This window comes from Mycobacterium sp. NGS58, from assembly GCF_059812385.1.
In genome coordinates this window covers 108,432-125,948 of record NZ_JCALCO010000003.1, presented here as the reverse complement: position 1 = coordinate 125,948, position 17,517 = coordinate 108,432, and the positions used below count along the sequence as shown (strand labels likewise).

The following is a 17,517-nucleotide window of genomic DNA, read 5'->3' as shown; positions in this document are numbered from 1 at the left end:
CGCCTCTGCTAACCGCGCGGGCGGCGGGCCTTACGAATGATGCCGACCCCGCCCCATAGCGAGAAGCCACGAATGTGGACGGTCGGGGCGCCGGGCGTGCCCTGGCCGAGGACGGCGCGGTCAAAGCTTCCCATCACGCCGCGGCCGTGGACCTCGACGTTGACCTCGGGCGGCAGCAAAATGTTCTGCACACCCATGATCGACATCGCGTGAATGTCGACCTCGGTCGAAGTGAAGTCGGCGTAGCGCAGATCGAGCACCCCGCTGCCCCACAGGGCGAAGGTGGTGAGCTTCTTCGGGACGTTCCATCGGCCGCGGCGCTCGAAGCCGCTCATCAACGCCAGCAGCAGGGTCGACGGCGCCGGATTGGGCTTGCCGCCTCGGCGCGGGCTCACCGGTGTGCCGGGCAGATCGGCCCGCAGCTGATCCAATTCCTCATACGTTGTCGCCGCGTAGGCCCTGGTCAAACGGTCTTCGTAGTCGTTCAGCTGCAGGCGGCCCTGTTCGGCCGCGTACGCCAGCAGCTGCGCAATCTGGATGCGGTCGGTATCGGCCGCGCGTGACGGCTCGCCGCGCGTGTCCTCCGCATCCCGTTGCGTTGAGTTGCTCATCACCCACGAGCCTACGACGTCCAGGTTTTGCCGCAAGGGGATTGGCTAAACTGCAACGTTGCACCCGCCCGCGCCGCGCGGCCTACCCTCGGGCCGGGCCCTTTGTTTGACATCTGGCTAACTTCTCGGTGGCTAACTCGTCCAGTTGGGCGGACGCTTCTCCAGGAATGCCAGCATGCCTTCGCGGGCCTCGTCGGACACGAAGAGCCGGGCCGATTCTTCGGCGAGCCGCTCGGCGTCCCGGTCGAAACCTTCCAGCACCGCGGCCGTGGTCAGTGCCTTGGAAGCCGCGAGGCCCTGAGGCGAACCACGGCCGATGTCGGTGACCAGTTTGTCGACCGCGGCGTCGACGTCCTCGGCGGCCTCGGTGATCAATCCGATGTCACAAGCCCGCTCGGCATCGAACGTCTCGCCGGTCAGGTAGTAGCGCGCCGCGGCCCGCGCCGACAGTTTCGGCAGCAGCGTCAACGAAATGATCGCCGGTGCAACGCCTATCCTTGCCTCGGTCAGCGCGAAGGTGCTGCGCGGCCCGGCGACCGCGATATCGCAGGCACCCACCAGACCGAATCCGCCCGCCCGGACGTGCCCGTTGATCGCGGCGATCGCCGGCAGCGGCGAGGAGACGATGGCCCGCATCAAGGCGGCCATCTCGCGGGCCCGCGCGACGGCCATGTCGAAGGGGTCGCCCCCGCCGGCTTCGCTCAGATTTGCACCGGCACAAAAGGTGCCGCCGGTGTGGCCCAGCACCACCACCCGTGCCGCCGGATCGGCGGAGGCCTCGCGCAGCCCCTCGTGCAGCTGGCTGACCAGCGTGGCGGACAGGGCGTTGCGGTTGTGCGGCGAGTTCAGCGTCAGCCGCGCGTAGGGCCCGCCCGTGTCGGCGGGCCCGGCGTATTCGACCAGAGCGTCCATCAGTAGCTTCGGGGCAGGCCCAGCGATGTCTGCGCGACGAAGTTCAGCACCATCTCGCGGCTGACGGGAGCGATGCGGCCCAACCGGGCCGAGGCCAGCATGGCCGCGACGCCGTACTCCTTAGTCAGTCCGTTGCCGCCCATCGACTGGACCGCCTGGTCCACCGACCGCGTAGCCGCCTCGGCCGCAGCGTATTTGGCCATGTTTGCGGCCTCGGCCGCGCCCATGTCGTTGCCGGAGTCGTAGAGGGTGGCGGCCTTCTGCAGCATCAGCTTTGCCAGCTCGACCTCGATGTGGCACTGCGCCAACGGATGTGACAGGCCCTGGTGCGCGCCGATCGGCGTGCCCCACACCTGACGGGTTTTGACGTAGTCGGCGGCCCGACTGAGGGCGAACCGTCCCATCCCGACGGAGCTCGCCGCGCCCATGATGCGTTCGGGGTTGAGCCCGGCGAAAAGCTGTGCGATGGCGGCGTCTTCGGCGCCGACGAGCGCGTCGCCGGGCAGCCGGACGTCGTCGAGGAAGACCTGGAACTGGCGTTCGGGGCTGATCAACTCCATTTCGATCGGGGTGTAGTTGAAGCCCGGGGCGTCGGTGGGCACGACGAACAGCGCGGGGCGCAACTTTCCGGTCTTGGCCTCCTCGGTGCGGGCCACCACCAGCACCGCCTGAGCCTGGTCGATGCCGGAGATGTAGACCTTCTGGCCCTTGAGAATCCAGTCGCTGCCGTCCCGGCGGGCGGTCGTGGTGATCTTGTGCGAGTTCGAGCCGGCGTCCGGTTCGGTGATGGCGAACGCCATCGTCAACGTGCCGTCGGCAATGCCGGGGATCCAGCGCTTCTTCTGCTCCTCGGTGCCGAACTTGCTGATGATGGTGCCGTTGATGGCGGGCGAGACAACCATCAGCAGCAGCGCGCTACCGGCCGCCGCCATTTCCTCCATGACCAACGACAGCTCATACATTCCGGCGCCGCCACCGCCGTACTCCTCTGGCAGGTTCACCCCGAGGAAGCCGAGTTTTCCTGCCTCCGACCACAATTCGTCGGTGTGCTCCTGCGCGCGGGCCTTGCGCAGGTAGTACTCGCTGCCGTAGTTGGCCGCCCACGCTGCCACCGACTTCCGTAGGGCCTGACGCTCCTCGCTCTCGATGAAGCTGGTGTCGGTCATGCTTGATCTCCTTCTGATTGCGGCGCTTCCACTCTTGCCAGCACAGCGCCAACTTCGACTTGCTGACCGGTCTTGACATTGAGTTCGGCGAGCACACCGTCGACCGGGGCCGCGATGGTGTGTTCCATCTTCATGGCCTCCAGCCAGATCAGCGGCCGGCCGGCGGTGACGGTGTCGCCGATGGAGGCACCGAGCCGGATGACGCTGCCGGGCATCGGCGCCACCAGCGAGCCCTTTTCGACCGTCGAACCGGGCTCGGGGAAACGCGGCAGCGCGACCAGGTGAACCGGTCCACGCGCGGAATCGACGTAGACATCGGAATCGTAGCGCCGCACCGAGAAGCCGTGGTCGACCCCGTCGACCCGCAGTACGACGTCATCGGCCGTGGCCGACACCAGCTGCACCGAGGGGTCTTCGGGAAGCGCTAATCCGGTTCTGGTGAAACGGTATCGAATGCGATGCTCGTCACCCTGATCGTCGCGATAGGCCTTGGCCTGATGGCCCGATGACAGGTTCCGCCAACCGCTGGGAACCGCACTCAACACCGGCGCGCCAGCACGGTTGTGTGCGGCATCGGCGAGCGCGGCCGCGATGGCGGACAGGCGCACCACGGGGGCGTCACCCAGTGGCGCCGCCAGCCGCGCCAGGTCGTGGGTCTCGAAAAACGCGGTGTCGGTGGCGCCGTCGAGGAACGCCGGATGCCGCAGCACGTTCACCAGCAGATCGCGGTTGGTGCGTACCCCGTGCACACGGGCGCGGGCCAACGCGTCGGCGAGAACCAGCGAGGCCTGACGGCGCGTCGGGGCGTACGAGATGACCTTGGCGAGCATCGGGTCGTAATGGATGGAGACGGTGAATCCGTCGTCGACGCCCGAATCCAGCCGGATCCCGGTCCGTTGCCCCAGCGAGCTGAACTCCGCCCGGACGGACGGCACCTCGAATGCGCGCACCAGACCGGCCTGCGGCTGCCAGTTGCGGGCGGGATCCTCGGCGTAGAGCCGAGCCTCAATCGAATGTCCGTGCGCGGCAGGAGGTTGCGCGTCGAGACGGTCGCCGTCGGCGACGGCGAGCTGCAGTTCGACGAGGTCGAGCCCCGTGGTTTCTTCGGTGACCGGGTGTTCGACCTGCAGCCTGGTGTTCATCTCCAGGAAGTAGAACTCGCCGTCGTCGTCGGCGAGGAACTCCACCGTCCCCGCCCCGGTGTAGCCGATGGCCTCGGCGGCCAACCGGGCCGCGTCGAACAGCTTGGCGCGCATCCCCACCGTGCGCTCCACCAACGGCGACGGGGCCTCCTCGATGATCTTCTGGTGCCGCCGCTGAATCGAGCATTCGCGTTCGCCGACCGCCCACACCGTGCCGTGGGTGTCGGCCATGACCTGAACCTCGATGTGATGGCCGGTGGGCAGATAGCGCTCGCAGAACACCGTCGGGTCACCGAAGGCCGACTGCGCTTCCCGGCTGGCCGCAGCGACTTCGCCGGCGAGCGCGGACAATTCGCGAACGACGCGCATGCCGCGACCCCCGCCGCCCGCCGAGGCCTTGACCAGAACCGGCAGCTGGGCCTCGGTGACGGTGTCGGGATCGAGCTCGTCGAGCACGGGCACCCCGGCCGCGGCCATCAGCTTCTTGGACTCGATCTTGGAGCCCATCGCGCGCACCGCATCCACCGGCGGGCCCACCCACGTCAGGCCGGCGTCCTGGACGGCGGCCGCGAATTCGGCGTTCTCCGAGAGAAACCCGTAACCGGGGTGGATCGCATCGGCGCCCGCGGCGCGGGCGGCGGCGATGATGGCCGCAGCGTTGAGGTAGTCGTTGGTCTTGTCCAGCCGCACCCGGGCGTCGGCCTCGGCGACGTGCGGCGCGCCGGCGTCGGGGTCGGTGTAGACGGCGACGGTGCCCACGCCGAGCCGACGGCAGGTGGCGAACACCCGCCGGGCGATCTCGCCCCGGTTGGCGACAAGGACTCGTGTGATCATGGGGCTCACATCCGGAAGACGCCGAAGTTCGACGTTCCCTTGATCGGGCCATTGGCGATGGCGGACAGACACATTCCCAATACGGTGCGGGTATCTCGCGGGTCGATCACCCCGTCGTCGTAGAGCATCCCGGACAACACGAGCGGCAGCGATTCGGCTTCAATCTGGCCCTCGACCGCGGCCCGCATCGCCGCGTCAGCCTCCTCGTCGACCTGCTGGCCACGCGCCTCGGCGGCCGCTCGGGCCACGATCGACAGCACGCCCGAAAGCTGGGCGCCGCCCATCACCGCGGACTTCGACGTCGGCCACGCGAAGAGGAACCGCGGATCGTAGGCGCGGCCGCACATGCCGTAGTGGCCCGCTCCGTAGGACGCGCCGATCAGCAGCGAGATGTGCGGGACGGTCGAGTTGGACACGGCGTTGATCATCATCGAGCCGTGCTTGATCATCCCGCCCTCTTCGTAGTCCTTGCCCACCATGTAGCCGGTGGTGTTGTGCAGGAACAGCAGTGGCGTGTCGGAGCGATTGGCCAGCTGGATGAACTGGGTGGCCTTCTGGGACTCCTCGCTGAACAGCACGCCACGCGCGTTGGCCAGGATGCCGATCGGGTAGCCGTGTAGCTGGGCCCAGCCCGTCACCAGCGAGGACCCGTACAGTGGCTTGAATTCGTCGAATTCGGAGCCGTCGACGATGCGGGCGATCACCTCCCGGGGATCGAACGGGATGCGCAGATCCGCGGGCACGATGCCGATGAGCTCCTCGGTGTCGAACAACGGCGCGGTGACCGGTTTGGGCTTCGGCCCCCGCTTGACCCAGTTCAACCGGGCCACCACGCGGCGGCCGATCCGGATCGCGTCGAGTTCGTCGACGGCGAAGTAGTCGGCCAAACCCGAGACCCGGGCGTGCATTTCGGCGCCGCCGAGCGATTCGTCGTCGGATTCCTCACCGGTGGCCATCTTCACCAGCGGGGGACCGGCGAGGAAGACCTTGGAGCGCTCCTTGATCATCACCACGTGATCGGACATGCCCGGGACGTAGGCGCCGCCCGCGGTCGAGTTGCCGAACACCAATGCGATGGTAGGGATCCCGGCCGCCGAGAGCCGGGTCAGGTCGCGGAACATCCGTCCGCCGGGAATGAAGATTTCCTTTTGCGTGGGCAGGTCCGCTCCGCCGGACTCCACCAGGGAGATCACCGGAAGCCGGTTCTCGAAGGCGATCTGGTTGGCCCGCAAGATCTTCTTCAGGGTCCACGGATTGCTGGTGCCGCCTTTGACCGTCGGGTCGTTGGCGACGATCATGCATTCGACGCCTTCGACCACGCCGATGCCGGTGACCGTGCTGGCGCCGACCTTGAAGGCGCTGCCCCACGCGGCCAGCGGGCTGAGTTCCAGGAACGGCGAGTCCTGGTCGACCAGCAGTTCGATGCGCTCACGTGCCGTCAGCTTGCCGCGGTCGTGATGGCGCTCAACGTATTTGGCCCCGCCGCCGGCAAGCGCGTTGGCCAGCTCGCTGTCGATCTCCTCGAGTTTCGCCATCGCCGCCGACGCCGCGTCGGTGAAAGCGGTGGCCTCCGCGTCGAGGGTGGACTGCAGCACGGTCATGACCACCGCCGACGATGCAGAGCGAAGCGATGTGGGGGCACCCCCAGCCGCGAAGCAGCGAGGGGGCAAGGAGGCGGTGAAATCATGATTGGAATCCCAGCAGTTTGGCGGACAATGCAGTGAGGATTTCGGTCGTTCCCCCGCCGATGCCCAGGATCCTCATGTCCCGGTATTGGCGTTCGACCTCGGATTCGGCCATGTAACCCATACCGCCGAACAGCTGAACGGCTTGGTGGGCCACCCATTCGCCGGCCTCGACCGCGGTGTTCTTGGCGAAACACACCTGCGGTATCAGGTCCGTCTCGCCGGCGAGCTGCCGCTCCACCACGCTGCGCGAGTAGACCCGGGCGACGTCGATGCGACGGGCCATCTCGGCCAACGTGTTCTGCACCGATTGCCGCGATATCAGTGGGCGACCGAACGTTTCGCGATCGCGACACCACTGCACCGTCAGGTCCAGGCAGCGTTGCGCGCTCGAATAGGCCTGTGCGGCAAGGCCGATCCGCTCGGAGACGAAGGCCTGGGCGATCTGGGCGAACCCACTGTTCTCGGCGTCCACCAGGTTTGCCACCGGGACGCGAACGTCGGTGTAGGACAGCTCGGCCGTGTCCGAGGACCGCCAACCCATCTTGTCCAGCTTGCGGGTCACCTCGAAGCCCGGCGTACCTTTCTCGACCACCAGCAGCGAAACCCCGCCCGCGCCCGGGCCTCCGGTGCGCACCGCGCTCACCACATAGTCGGCCCGGACTCCGGACGTGATGTAAGTCTTGGCGCCGTTGACGATGTAGTGGTCACCGTCGCGAACCGCCGAGGTCCGAAGATGTCCGACGTCGGAACCGCCCCCGGGTTCGGTGATCGCGAGCGAACCGATCATCTCGCCTGCCAGCGTCGGGCGAACGAACGAGTCGATGAGCCGCTGGTCGCCCGAGGCGATCATGTGCGGCACCGCGATGCCACACGTGAACAACGACGCGAACACGCCGCCCGGCGCTCCGGCCTGATGCATCTCCTCGCAGATGATCACCGCGTCGGCGCCGTCACCACCGCCACCGCCGACAGATTCGGGGAAGTTCGCGCCCAGCAGCCCGGCGGCCCCGGCACTGCGGTGCAATTCGCGTGGCAGGTCGCCGGTGCGCTCCCACTCGTCGACGTGGGGCAGGATCTCGCGTTCTGCGAACGAGCGCACCGTCTTTCGCAACTGTTCGCGCTCGGGCGTGGTCCAAAGATTCACAATAGACTCTCCGGGATGTCGAGGTAGCGGCCGCGGAGCCATTCCCCAAGCCCCTTGGCCTGGGGGTCGAAGCGAGCCTGGTAAGCGACGCCTTGGCCGAGGATGCCGTCGATGACGAAGTTGACCGCCCGCAGATTCGGCAGCAGGTGACGGTCGACGTCGAAGTCCGCCGCTTCCGGCAGCAGCTCCTTGAGCAGTGCGACGGTCAAAGTGTTGGCCAGCCATCGCCATTGCTCGTCGGTGCGCACCCACACCCCGACATTGGCCGAACCGCCCTTGTCGCCGCTGCGGGCGGCCGCGATACGACCCAGCGGTACCCGCCGCGTCGGGCCGGCCGGCAACGGCTCGGGCAGCGGCGGGGGAGGCGCGGGCGCCAGAGCCAACGTCTCGGTGGCGCAGGCGATGTCGGTACGCGTGCCGTCGGCGCGCACAGCGATGTGCGGCACCTGGGTGATGTCGACGAACCCGGGCGTGAACACACCATAGACCTGGCCGTCGCCCGGCGGTGCCGTCACGTGGAATCCCGGATAGCTGGCCAACGCCAATTCGACTGCGGCCGAGGAGAATTGGCGTCCCACGTTGGCGGGGTCGGGGTCGCGCACCACACAGTGCAGCAGGGCGCTGGCGGCTTCCTCGGTGTCGGCGTCGGGGTGGTCGGTGCGGGCCAAGGACCACTGCAGTTCGGCGGGCTTGACGGTGAGCGCGGCGTCGAGTTGCCGGCGGATCAGGTCGGCCTTGGCCTCGATGTCCAGGCCGGTCAGCACGAAGGTCATCGAGTTGCGGAAACCGCCGATGCTGTTCATCGACACTTTGTAGGTGGGCGGCGGGGCCTCGCCGCGCACCCCGCTGATGCGTACCCGGTCGGGTCCGTCGGACGACAACTCGACGCTGTCCATCCGGGCGGTGACGTCCGGGTTGGCGTAGCGCGCCCCGGTGATCTCGTAGAGCAGCTGCGCGGTGACCGTGTCAGTGTCGACCAGGCCGCCGGTGCCGGGGTGTTTGGTGATCACCGAGGATCCGTCGGCGCTGACCTCGGCGAGGGGAAAGCCGGCGTGGGTGAGGTCGGGGATCTCCGTGAAGAACGAGTAGTTGCCCCCGGTGGCCTGGACCCCGCATTCGATGACGTGACCGGCGACGACGGCGCCGGCGAGCCGGTCGTAGTCGGTGCGCTCCCAGCCGAAGTGCGCCGCGGCCGCCCCCACGATCACCGAGGCGTCCGTGACGCGGCCGGTGACGACCACGTCGGCGCCGTTGTCGAGGCAATCGACGATCCCCCAGGCACCCAGGTACGCGTTCGCGGTCAGCGGGGTGCCCAGCCCGAGTTCGGCCGCGCGCGGCAACAGGTCGTCACCTTCCACGTGGGCGATCCGGGCGTCGATGCCCAGGCGCTCGGCCAGCGCGCGTATCGCGTCGGCCAGGCCGGCCGGGTTGAGGCCGCCTGCGTTGGCGACGATGCGGACCCCGCGGTCGCGGGCCTCGCCCAGACAGTCCTCGAGCTGCGTCAGAAAGGTCTTGGCGTAGCCGCGGTCGGGGTGCTTCATCCGGTCGCGACCCAGGATCAGCATGGTGAGTTCGGCCAGATAGTCGCCGGTGAGATAGTCGACGTCACCGCCGGTGAGCATCTCGCGCATGGCCGACAGCCGGTCGCCGTAGAACCCCGAGCAGTTCGCGATCCGGACGGCGCCGGAACTGCCGGAAGCGCCGGAAGCAGAGGCCATGCCTGTCCTCCATTCGGGGATTAACCGGTTCGGACCAACCAACCAACCGGTAGGTTATCGGGTACCGTCGGTGTCACGTCAAGGATCCCACTTCGGAGCGGTTGCCCATGGCGCGTCCGGCGGGCAGGAATTCGTGCGAGACGCCCATTTTGGCGACAAGCGGACCAGCGACTATCCTGATATGCGATCGTCGCCCGTTCGGCCCACCGGCCACGCCGCGCGACATGCCGAACCAGCAAGTCCCACATTGAGGAGTTAGGCCCGACTATGGCCGTACCCAAGCGCAGAATGTCGCGCGCGAACACCCGTAGCCGGCGCGCGCAGTGGAAGGCCGAGAAGACCGAACTCGTCGGTGTGACGGTCGCAGGTCAGCGGCACAAAGTGCCCCGCAGGCTGCTCAAGGCGGCCCGCCTCGGTCTGATCGACCTCGACCGCCGCTAGTCAGGGGGCTGCCCGCAGCGCCCGGCTTCGCCGCGCTTGCGACCGCCTCACGGCGCGCCTCTCAGGTCAGTCTCAGGCGGTGGGACGAAACTAGGGGCCGTGCGAATACTGGTCGTCGACGACGATCGCGCGGTGCGCGAGTCGCTGCGTAGGTCGTTGTCCTTCAACGGCTACTCCGTTGAGCTGGCCCATGACGGGGTCGAGGCCCTCGAATTGATCGCGAGCGATCGCCCCGACGCGCTCGTCCTGGATGTGATGATGCCGCGGCTGGACGGCCTCGAGGTGTGCCGCCAGCTCCGCAGTACCGGTGACGACCTGCCGATCCTGGTGCTCACCGCGCGCGATTCGGTGTCGGAGCGGGTCGCCGGGCTGGACGCCGGCGCCGACGACTACCTACCGAAGCCGTTCGCCCTGGAGGAACTGTTGGCCCGGATGCGCGCGCTGCTGCGCCGCACCAAGCCGGAGGACGACGCCGAATCGGTGGCGATGACGTTCTCCGACCTGACGCTCGACCCGGTGACCCGCGAGGTCACCCGCGGACAGCGCCGCATCAGCCTGACCCGTACCGAATTCGCGCTGCTGGAGATGTTGATCGCCAATCCGCGCCGGGTGCTCACCCGCAGCCGGATCCTCGAGGAGGTCTGGGGGTTCGACTTCCCCACTTCCGGCAACGCGTTGGAGGTGTACGTGGGCTATCTGCGGCGCAAAACCGAGGCCGATGGGGAGGCGCGTCTGATCCACACGGTGCGCGGCGTGGGTTACGTCCTTCGGGAGACGCCCCCGTGACGATGCGGGTCCCTCAATGATCCGGTTCCCCCGGCCTCAACGTCCACCGCTGCGCCCGCCGCTGCGCGCAACGCCCTCCCTGTCGTTGCGGTGGCGGGTCATGCTGCTGGCGATGTCGATGGTCGCCATGGTCGTGGTGTTGATGGCCTTCGCCGTCTACGCCGTGATTTCGGCGGCGCTGTACAGCGACATCGACAACCAGCTGCAAAGCCGGGCGCAACTGCTGATCGCCAGCGGCTCGCTGGCCGCCGATCCGGGCAAGGCCATCGAAGGCACCGCCTATTCCGACGTCAACGCCATGCTGGTGAATCCGGGTCACGCGATCTACACCGCCCAGCAGCCGGGTCAGACCCTGCCGGTCGGTGCGCCGGAGAAAGCGGTCATCCACGGCGACCTGTTCATGTCGCGGCGCACCGCGGGTGATCAGCGAATCCTTGCCGTGCACTTGCAGAACGGCACGTCGTTGCTAATCTCCAAGAGCCTCAAGCCCACCGAGGCGGTGATGAACAGACTGCGCTGGGTGCTGCTGATCGTCGGCGGTGTCGGTGTGGCGGTCGCAGCGGTCGCAGGCGGCATGGTCACCAGGGCCGGACTGCGCCCGGTGGCGCGCCTGACGGAGGCGGCCGAGCGGGTGGCGCGCACCGACGACCTGAGACCCATCCCCGTGTTCGGTAGTGACGAATTGGCCAGGCTCACAGAGTCCTTCAACCTCATGCTGCGTGCGCTAGCCGAGTCCCGGGAGCGGCAGGCGCGGCTGGTCACCGACGCCGGGCATGAACTGCGCACGCCGCTGACGTCGCTGCGAACCAACGTCGAGCTGCTGATGGCCGCGATGGAGCCGGGGGCGCCGCGCCTACCCGAGCAGGAGATGGTCGACCTGCGCACCGACGTCATCGCGCAGATCGAGGAATTGTCAACGCTGGTAGGCGATTTGGTGGACCTGACCCGTGACGACGGCGGCCAGGTGGTGCACGAGCCCGTCGACATGTCCGAGGTCATCGATCGCAGCCTGGAGCGAGTCAGGCGGCGGCGCAACGACATTCACTTCGACGTCAACGTGACGCCGTGGCAGGTGTACGGCGACGCCGCCGGGCTGTCGCGAGCGGTCTTGAACCTGTTGGACAACGCGGCCAAGTGGAGCCCGCCCGGTGGCAACGTCGGCGTCACGATGCGCCAGCTGGACCCGTCGCATGCGGAGCTGGTGATCGCCGACCACGGCCCCGGCATTCCCCCGCAGGAACGTCGCCTGGTGTTCGAGCGCTTCTACCGCTCGACGACGGCACGCGCCATGCCGGGTTCCGGACTCGGGCTGGCGATCGTGAAGAAGGTGGTGCTCAACCACGGGGGACTGCTGCGCGTCGAGGACACCGTTCCGGGCGGCCAGCCCCCGGGCACTTCCTTCTATGTGTTGCTGCCCGGGCGGCCCCTGCCCGCCCCGACGTACGGCACGCCTGCCGCCGCTGAGCCGCAAACCGACCAGGTAGACGCCGAGACCGGCGCCACCCAGGCGGCGGCTAGCGATGAAGCGAACTCTAGGGAACCAGCGAACGTTATCTCAGTGGACTCTCAGTCCGCGCGGGCAAGGTAGGTCTGCGGCTACTGTTGAACCAGCCGTCGACTTGCCGAAACACTGAGATAGAGGAAGAGCGACTTAGCGACATGACGAATGACCCGAGGTATTCGCCACCGCCGCAGCAGCCGGGTTACCCGCCCGTGCCGAATCAGACTGCGCCCGTCCCGAGCCATGCGGGGTCCCCGGGTTATGCCCCGGGCCATCAGCAGCCGTACAACCAGCAGTACGACTGGCGCTACCGGTCGCAGGCCTCGTCGTCGCCGACGAATCAGTTCCGTCCGCCCTACGAACCCTTCAGTAACACCGGGCCGGGCCGGATTCCCGGGGGAACCGGAGTAGGCCCGATACCGGGAGGCACCGGCGCGGGTCCGATTCCCGGCATGCCGCCCGGCATGCCCGTCCCGCCGGAACCCCAAAAGCGTTCTCGCGCAGGCCTATTGGTTGTCGGCGCATTGGCCGTCGCGGTGGTGTCGGCCGGCATCGGCGGTGCCGCGGCCACCGCTGTCGAGCTCGGCACGCACTCGACGGGCAACGGCGGCGGTCGGGTTATCGGGGCGGCGCCCAGCGTTCCAGCCGCGAACATGCCGCCCGGCAGCGTCGAACAAGTCGCCTCCAAGGTGGTGCCCAGCGTCGTGATGCTCGAGACCGACATCGGTCGGGCGTCCGAAGAGGGCTCCGGCATCGTCCTGTCCACCGACGGGCTCATCCTGACCAACAACCACGTGATCGCCGCCGCGGCGGGTCCGCCCAAGGGGCCTGGAGGCCCGCCCGGGGCTCCCGTGCCTCCCGGCGGACCGGGTGGCCCCGGCGGCGCCGGTGCCGGTGCCCCGACGGCCAAGACGACGGTGACCTTCTCGGACGGTCGCACCGCACCCTTCACGGTGGTCGGCGCGGACCCGACCAGCGATATCGCCGTGATTCGCGTCCAGGGCATCTCCGGGCTCACACCCATCTCGTTGGGCTCCTCGTCGGACCTTCGCGTCGGCCAGCCGGTCGTCGCGATCGGGTCGCCGTTGGGGCTGTCGGGCACGGTGACCACCGGCATCGTCAGCGCGCTGAACCGGCCGGTGTCCACCACAGGCGAGTCGGGCAATCAGAACACCGTGCTGGACGCCATCCAGACCGACGCCGCGATCAACCCCGGTAACTCCGGTGGCGCGCTGGTCAACATGAACGGCCAGCTGGTGGGCGTCAACTCGGCCATCGCCACCCTGGGCGCCGACTCGCCGGACGCCCAGAGCGGTTCGATCGGCCTTGGGTTCGCGATCCCGGTCGATCAGGCCAAGCGCATCGCCGATGAGCTGATCGCCAATGGCAAAGCGTCACACGCCTCGCTCGGCGTGCAGGTGATGAACGACAAGGGCACCCCCGGGGCCAAGGTCGTCGACGTCGTCGCGGGCGGCGCCGCGGCGGCCGCGGGCGTCCCCAAGAACGTGGTAGTCACCAAGGTCGACGACCGGCCGATCAACAGCGCCGACGCGTTGGTCGCGGCCGTGCGGTCCAAAGCACCCGGCGACAAGATCACGCTGACGTTCCAGGATCCCGCTGGTGGCGGCAGTCGGACGTTGCCGGTCACCCTCGGAAAGGCGGATCAGTAGTGAGAGTGGACGAACCCTCGGCGCCAGGATTGTCTGAGCTCGGATATACGGTTGCACCCATGGCAACGGGTGCGGAATTGGTCGTCGGCCGGGCTCTGGTTGTGGTGGTCGACGACCGCACCGCTCATGGGGACGAGGACCACAGCGGTCCACTGGTAACCGAACTGCTGACCGAGGCCGGCTTCGTCGTCGACGGGGTGGTCGCGGTCGCCGCTGACGAGATCGAGATCCGCAACGCGCTGAACACCGCGGTGATCGGCGGGGTCGACCTGGTCGTCTCGGTCGGCGGGACGGGCGTCACGCCGCGCGACGTCACCCCGGAGGCCACCCGCGAGATCCTGGACCGCGAAATCCTCGGCATCGCGGAGGCTATCCGCGGTTCGGGACTGTCGGCGGGGATCATCGACGCCGGATTGTCACGCGGTCTGGCCGGGGTATCCGGCAGCACCCTGGTGGTCAACCTGGCCGGCTCCCGCTATGCGGTGCGCGACGGGATGGCGACGCTGAACCCGCTGGCGGCCCAGATCATCGGGCAGCTGTCGAGCCTGGAGATTTAGCGCCGAAGCCGGCTGCAGACCAAGCCGCAACCCAGGCGTCAGTTATTTCTTTTCGGCTTCGGCGCGGGGTCCGTAGTCGGGCGGGGGCGTCGTGGTCACATTCCCGTGTTTGCCCGGCGAATCGCCGTTCGTCTGTGCGAGCAGGTCGCGGATCTCCTTGAGCAGGACGACCTGTGCGTCGTCGGCCGGCTCCACCTCATTGCGTTTGCGCAGTGTGGTGTACGGCAGCACGACCAGGAAGTAGACCACCGCGGCGATGATCACGAAGTTGATGGCGGCCGAGAGGACTTCGTTCAGGTCGATGGTCTGACCGCCGCCGATGCTGATCCGCAAGATGCCGAGGTCGGACTTTTGGTTGACGCCGATGCGGTTGATCAACGGCTTGATGATGGCGTTGGTGAAAGTCGTGACGAGTGCGGTGAAAGCGGTACCGATGACCACCGCGGTAGACAGGTCGATGATGTTGCCCCGGGACAGAAATTCCTTGAACCCTTTGAGCATTGGAGACCGCCTTTCTGGGACTGGACAGAGCTTGCTGTCGGCTGGCAGACCAACAACGGCCAGTCACTCAGTGCAGGGTGAGCGTCACAGTCTGGCCCAGCGCCGACCCTGCCACCGCGTTCGCCACACGAGCCGGCAGCGCAACTAACACTACGCGGTCGTTATCGGCAGCCTGAATCTTTTCTTTGGCCGATACCAGCACCACCACCGCGTCGGTGGCCACCACTTTGGGGGTGGCGCGGGAGTTGTCCGGCGCGCCGCTGGCCGGCGCGGCCAGCACGTCGACCACGTCACCGACCCGCACGAGGTCGATCAGGGCGCCATCGGCCAGATGCAGCGGCACGATTCGGGCGCCCGGCCCCGCCTGTGCCCCGATTGCGGCCTCCGCCAACCGGCTTCCCAACAACCGGACGTCGGTGATGACCTCACCGCGTCGTGTCGGACCGGCCAGCGTCGACCCCACCACCGTGCCCAGGTCGGCCCGTGCCCCGTCGGGAACCGTTGCAGTCAAACGTTTTTCGAGCCGAACATCGGCGGGAGTCAACCCGACACCGGGGCGGAGGTCATGGTCGGCCACCACGACTTGTGCGTAGTCACCGGCGGGATGAGAGCGCAGCGTCGTGATCCCGGCCAGCACGACCAGGCCGCCCGCGACGACTCGACGCGCGACCACGGTGCGAGTCCAGTCCGGGCGCAGCCACAGCGACAGCCGGTTCAATAGGCTTGGGTTCAGCGAAGATTCGCCCACGCCGCAACGGTAGGCGCAACCCGGCACTCGGGCGCACGGCCGGCAAGGCCGGTGTGGATAACCGTCAGCTGGTTGCGGCGGCCGTCGACGGCGACGAGGTGCTGCTCGACTTGTCGCTCGAGCTGGAGCTGGACTTCTCGCTCGAGCCGGAGCCGGACTTGTCGCTGGATGCGGAGCTGCTCGATCCCGAGTCGCTCGTCGAGGAGCCGTTGCTCGAACTCGACGGTTTCTTGCCCGACTCGCGGCTGTCGGTGCGGTAGAAGCCGCTGCCCTTGAACACCACGCCGACGGAGTTGAAGCGCTTGCGCAGCCGGCCGGCGCAGCGTTTGCACGTGGTGAGCGCGTCGTCGGTGAAGGCTTGCACGATGTCGAAGCGATCGTCGCACTCGGTGCACTGATAGCTGTAAGTCGGCACAAAAACCTCCGGATGATTGCAAACTGATTAGCACTCTAGCGTCTCAAGTGCTAGAACCGCCACGTGACATGACTCATTCCCGAAATGTCATTGGCCAGCGAGATCGATCAATCCCTGTCGCGGTGTGAGGGCGTGGGTCATGGGGACGTCGTGCGGATCGGCCGGTAATTCGTCGAGCACTTCGGCGTCCCGGACGACCGCGATCAGCCGCGTGCGTGGGTCCCGAGCTCCCAGCGAGCGGTCGTAGAAACCCCGGCCGCGGCCGAGCCGGACACCGCGGCGGTCGACGGCCAGCGCCGGGACCAGCACGACGCCGGCTTGCGCGAGCGCCGTCGCGGGCAGCCACGGCCGCGGCGGCTCGAGCAGCCCCCACCGCCCGGTGGTCAGGGTGCCCGGCCGGTATTCGCCCCAGGACAGCGGCAGCGGAGTGTCGTCGGCGGTCGTGCGCGCAACCGGCAGCAGGACACGTCCGGCGCGGCGCAGCAACATGTCGAGCATCTCGATCGACCCCGGCTCGGTGCCCACCGGCACGTAGGCGCAGACGGTGCCGCCGCTGGTCAGCATGCTGTCCAGAGCCTCCAGCTGCGCGCATACCTGCCGGGCCTCTGCGGCGCGAACGTCGTCGGCAACCTGACGCCGGGCGGCGAGCAGGTGGTCGCGCAAGGCGGCTTTGCCGGTGGTCGCCATGCGTCAACCATGACAGCCCGGTCTTTCGACGCGCCACATCGACTCGGCAGCGTGAACGCGGGTTATCGTGTGAACAATGTCAAGCCCAAACGTGGTGGTGCCACGCACTGCGGTCGTGCCCGCCGCGGGCCTCGGTACCCGCTTCTTGCCGGCGACCAAAACGGTGCCCAAGGAGTTGTTGCCGGTTGTCGATACGCCGGGCATAGAGCTGGTGGCTGCCGAGGCGGCCGAGGCCGGTGCCGAGCGGCTGGTGATCATCACCTCGGAGGGCAAGGACGGCGTCGTCGCGCACTTCGTCGAAGACCTGGTGCTGGAAAGCACGCTGGAGGAGCGCGGCAAGACGGCGATGCTCGACAAGGTCCGGCGCGCGCCGCAGCTGATCAAGGTCGAGTCCGTGGTGCAGAGTGAGCCGCTGGGCCTGGGGCACGCGATCGGTTGTGTGGAGTCGCGGCTGGCCGACGACGAACACGCGATCGCGGTGCTGCTGCCCGACGACCTGGTGCTGCCCACCGGCGTGCTGGGGACGATGTCGAAGGTGCGGGCGCACTACGGCGGCACGGTGTTGTGCGCCATCGAGGTAACACCCGAAGAGGTCAGCGCCTACGGCGTTTTCGATGTCGAGCCGATTGCCGGCGACGGCAATCCCGACGTGCTCGAGGTCAAGGGCATGGTCGAGAAGCCAAAGGCCGAAGACGCCCCGTCGCTGTTCGCCGCGGCCGGGCGGTATGTGCTGGACCGCGCCATCTTCGACGCCTTGCGCCGCATCGAGCGCGGGGCCGGCGGCGAAGTACAGCTCACCGACGGCATCGCGCTGCTCATCGAGGAGGGTCACCCGGTGCACGTGGTCGTGCATCGCGGATCTCGACACGACTTGGGAAATCCTGGCGGCTACCTCAAGGCTGCGGTTGACTTTGCATTGGATCGTGACGACTACGGCCCGGATTTGCGGCAGTGGTTGGTGGCGCGATTGGGCCTGGCCGAGTAGAAGCCGGGCGC

General features: G+C 67.9%; 17 protein-coding genes. 6 read left to right on the top strand and 11 right to left on the bottom strand.

Features of this window, described 5'->3' with window-relative positions:
• Nucleotides 1-8: 8 nt before the first annotated feature.
• The 7 genes from AC5Y4H_RS04205 to AC5Y4H_RS04175 form a co-directional block, all read right to left on the bottom strand.
• The gene (locus AC5Y4H_RS04205; protein WP_499978810.1) at nt 9-611 is read right to left on the bottom strand and encodes a DUF1707 SHOCT-like domain-containing protein; all 603 of its coding nucleotides are present in this window, start codon (nt 609-611) and stop codon (nt 9-11) included.
• Nucleotides 612-743: 132 nt separating this feature from the next.
• Entirely contained in the window at nt 744-1,523 is a 780-nt protein-coding gene (locus AC5Y4H_RS04200) for an enoyl-CoA hydratase family protein (protein WP_499978809.1), read from the bottom strand.
• Complete coding sequence (locus AC5Y4H_RS04195; RefSeq protein ID WP_499978808.1) at nt 1,523-2,689, bottom strand: acyl-CoA dehydrogenase family protein; 1,167 nt, start codon at nt 2,687-2,689, stop codon at nt 1,523-1,525. The genes AC5Y4H_RS04200 and AC5Y4H_RS04195 overlap by 1 nt, the downstream gene beginning before the upstream one ends.
• Nucleotides 2,686-4,665, bottom strand: coding sequence for an acetyl/propionyl/methylcrotonyl-CoA carboxylase subunit alpha (locus AC5Y4H_RS04190; RefSeq protein WP_499978806.1), 1,980 nt, complete (start codon nt 4,663-4,665; stop codon nt 2,686-2,688). The genes AC5Y4H_RS04195 and AC5Y4H_RS04190 overlap by 4 nt, the downstream gene beginning before the upstream one ends.
• Before the next feature lie 5 nt (nt 4,666-4,670).
• The gene (locus AC5Y4H_RS04185; protein WP_499979159.1) at nt 4,671-6,260 is read right to left on the bottom strand and encodes an acyl-CoA carboxylase subunit beta; all 1,590 of its coding nucleotides are present in this window, start codon (nt 6,258-6,260) and stop codon (nt 4,671-4,673) included.
• Nucleotides 6,261-6,348: 88 nt separating this feature from the next.
• Complete coding sequence (locus tag AC5Y4H_RS04180; protein ID WP_499978805.1) at nt 6,349-7,497, bottom strand: acyl-CoA dehydrogenase family protein; 1,149 nt, start codon at nt 7,495-7,497, stop codon at nt 6,349-6,351.
• The gene (locus AC5Y4H_RS04175; protein WP_499978804.1) at nt 7,494-9,215 is read right to left on the bottom strand and encodes an acyclic terpene utilization AtuA family protein; all 1,722 of its coding nucleotides are present in this window, start codon (nt 9,213-9,215) and stop codon (nt 7,494-7,496) included. The genes AC5Y4H_RS04180 and AC5Y4H_RS04175 overlap by 4 nt, the downstream gene beginning before the upstream one ends.
• A gap of 267 nt (nt 9,216-9,482) precedes the next feature.
• Between AC5Y4H_RS04175 and rpmF the strand changes: the two genes are divergently transcribed.
• From rpmF to AC5Y4H_RS04150, 5 genes are all read left to right on the top strand, one after another.
• A complete protein-coding gene (gene rpmF, locus AC5Y4H_RS04170; RefSeq protein WP_003872812.1) occupies nt 9,483-9,656 on the top strand; it encodes a 50S ribosomal protein L32 in 174 nt (57 codons plus the stop codon).
• Nucleotides 9,657-9,755: 99 nt separating this feature from the next.
• Nucleotides 9,756-10,442: a two-component system response regulator MprA gene (mprA, locus tag AC5Y4H_RS04165; protein ID WP_499978802.1), complete on the top strand. Its 687-nt coding sequence runs from the start codon at nt 9,756-9,758 to the stop codon at nt 10,440-10,442.
• Nucleotides 10,443-10,458: 16 nt separating this feature from the next.
• A complete protein-coding gene (locus tag AC5Y4H_RS04160; protein WP_499978801.1) occupies nt 10,459-12,030 on the top strand; it encodes a HAMP domain-containing sensor histidine kinase in 1,572 nt (523 codons plus the stop codon).
• A 71-nt stretch (nt 12,031-12,101) separates the two neighbouring features.
• Nucleotides 12,102-13,613, top strand: coding sequence for a S1C family serine protease (locus tag AC5Y4H_RS04155; protein WP_499978800.1), 1,512 nt, complete (start codon nt 12,102-12,104; stop codon nt 13,611-13,613).
• Nucleotides 13,614-13,672: 59 nt separating this feature from the next.
• Nucleotides 13,673-14,170, top strand: coding sequence for a MogA/MoaB family molybdenum cofactor biosynthesis protein (locus AC5Y4H_RS04150; protein WP_499978799.1), 498 nt, complete (start codon nt 13,673-13,675; stop codon nt 14,168-14,170).
• 42 nt (nt 14,171-14,212) lie between these two features.
• On the opposite strand, the gene mscL is transcribed toward AC5Y4H_RS04150, so the two are convergent.
• The 4 genes from mscL to AC5Y4H_RS04130 all read right to left on the bottom strand — a co-directional run bounded on the left by mscL (nt 14,213) and on the right by AC5Y4H_RS04130 (nt 16,521).
• Nucleotides 14,213-14,671, bottom strand: coding sequence for a large-conductance mechanosensitive channel protein MscL (gene mscL, locus AC5Y4H_RS04145; protein WP_499978798.1), 459 nt, complete (start codon nt 14,669-14,671; stop codon nt 14,213-14,215).
• A gap of 67 nt (nt 14,672-14,738) precedes the next feature.
• Complete coding sequence (locus AC5Y4H_RS04140; protein WP_499978797.1) at nt 14,739-15,419, bottom strand: SAF domain-containing protein; 681 nt, start codon at nt 15,417-15,419, stop codon at nt 14,739-14,741.
• 64 nt (nt 15,420-15,483) lie between these two features.
• On the bottom strand, nt 15,484-15,834 hold the full coding sequence (locus tag AC5Y4H_RS04135) for an FmdB family zinc ribbon protein (protein ID WP_499978796.1): 351 nt from the start codon (nt 15,832-15,834) through the stop codon (nt 15,484-15,486).
• Between the two features lie 87 nt (nt 15,835-15,921).
• Complete coding sequence (locus AC5Y4H_RS04130; RefSeq protein WP_499978795.1) at nt 15,922-16,521, bottom strand: 5-formyltetrahydrofolate cyclo-ligase; 600 nt, start codon at nt 16,519-16,521, stop codon at nt 15,922-15,924.
• Between the two features lie 76 nt (nt 16,522-16,597).
• Here AC5Y4H_RS04130 and AC5Y4H_RS04125 point away from each other — a divergent pair, with 76 nt between their 5' ends.
• A complete protein-coding gene (locus tag AC5Y4H_RS04125; protein WP_499978793.1) occupies nt 16,598-17,506 on the top strand; it encodes a UTP--glucose-1-phosphate uridylyltransferase in 909 nt (302 codons plus the stop codon).
• Nucleotides 17,507-17,517: the final 11 nt, after the last annotated feature.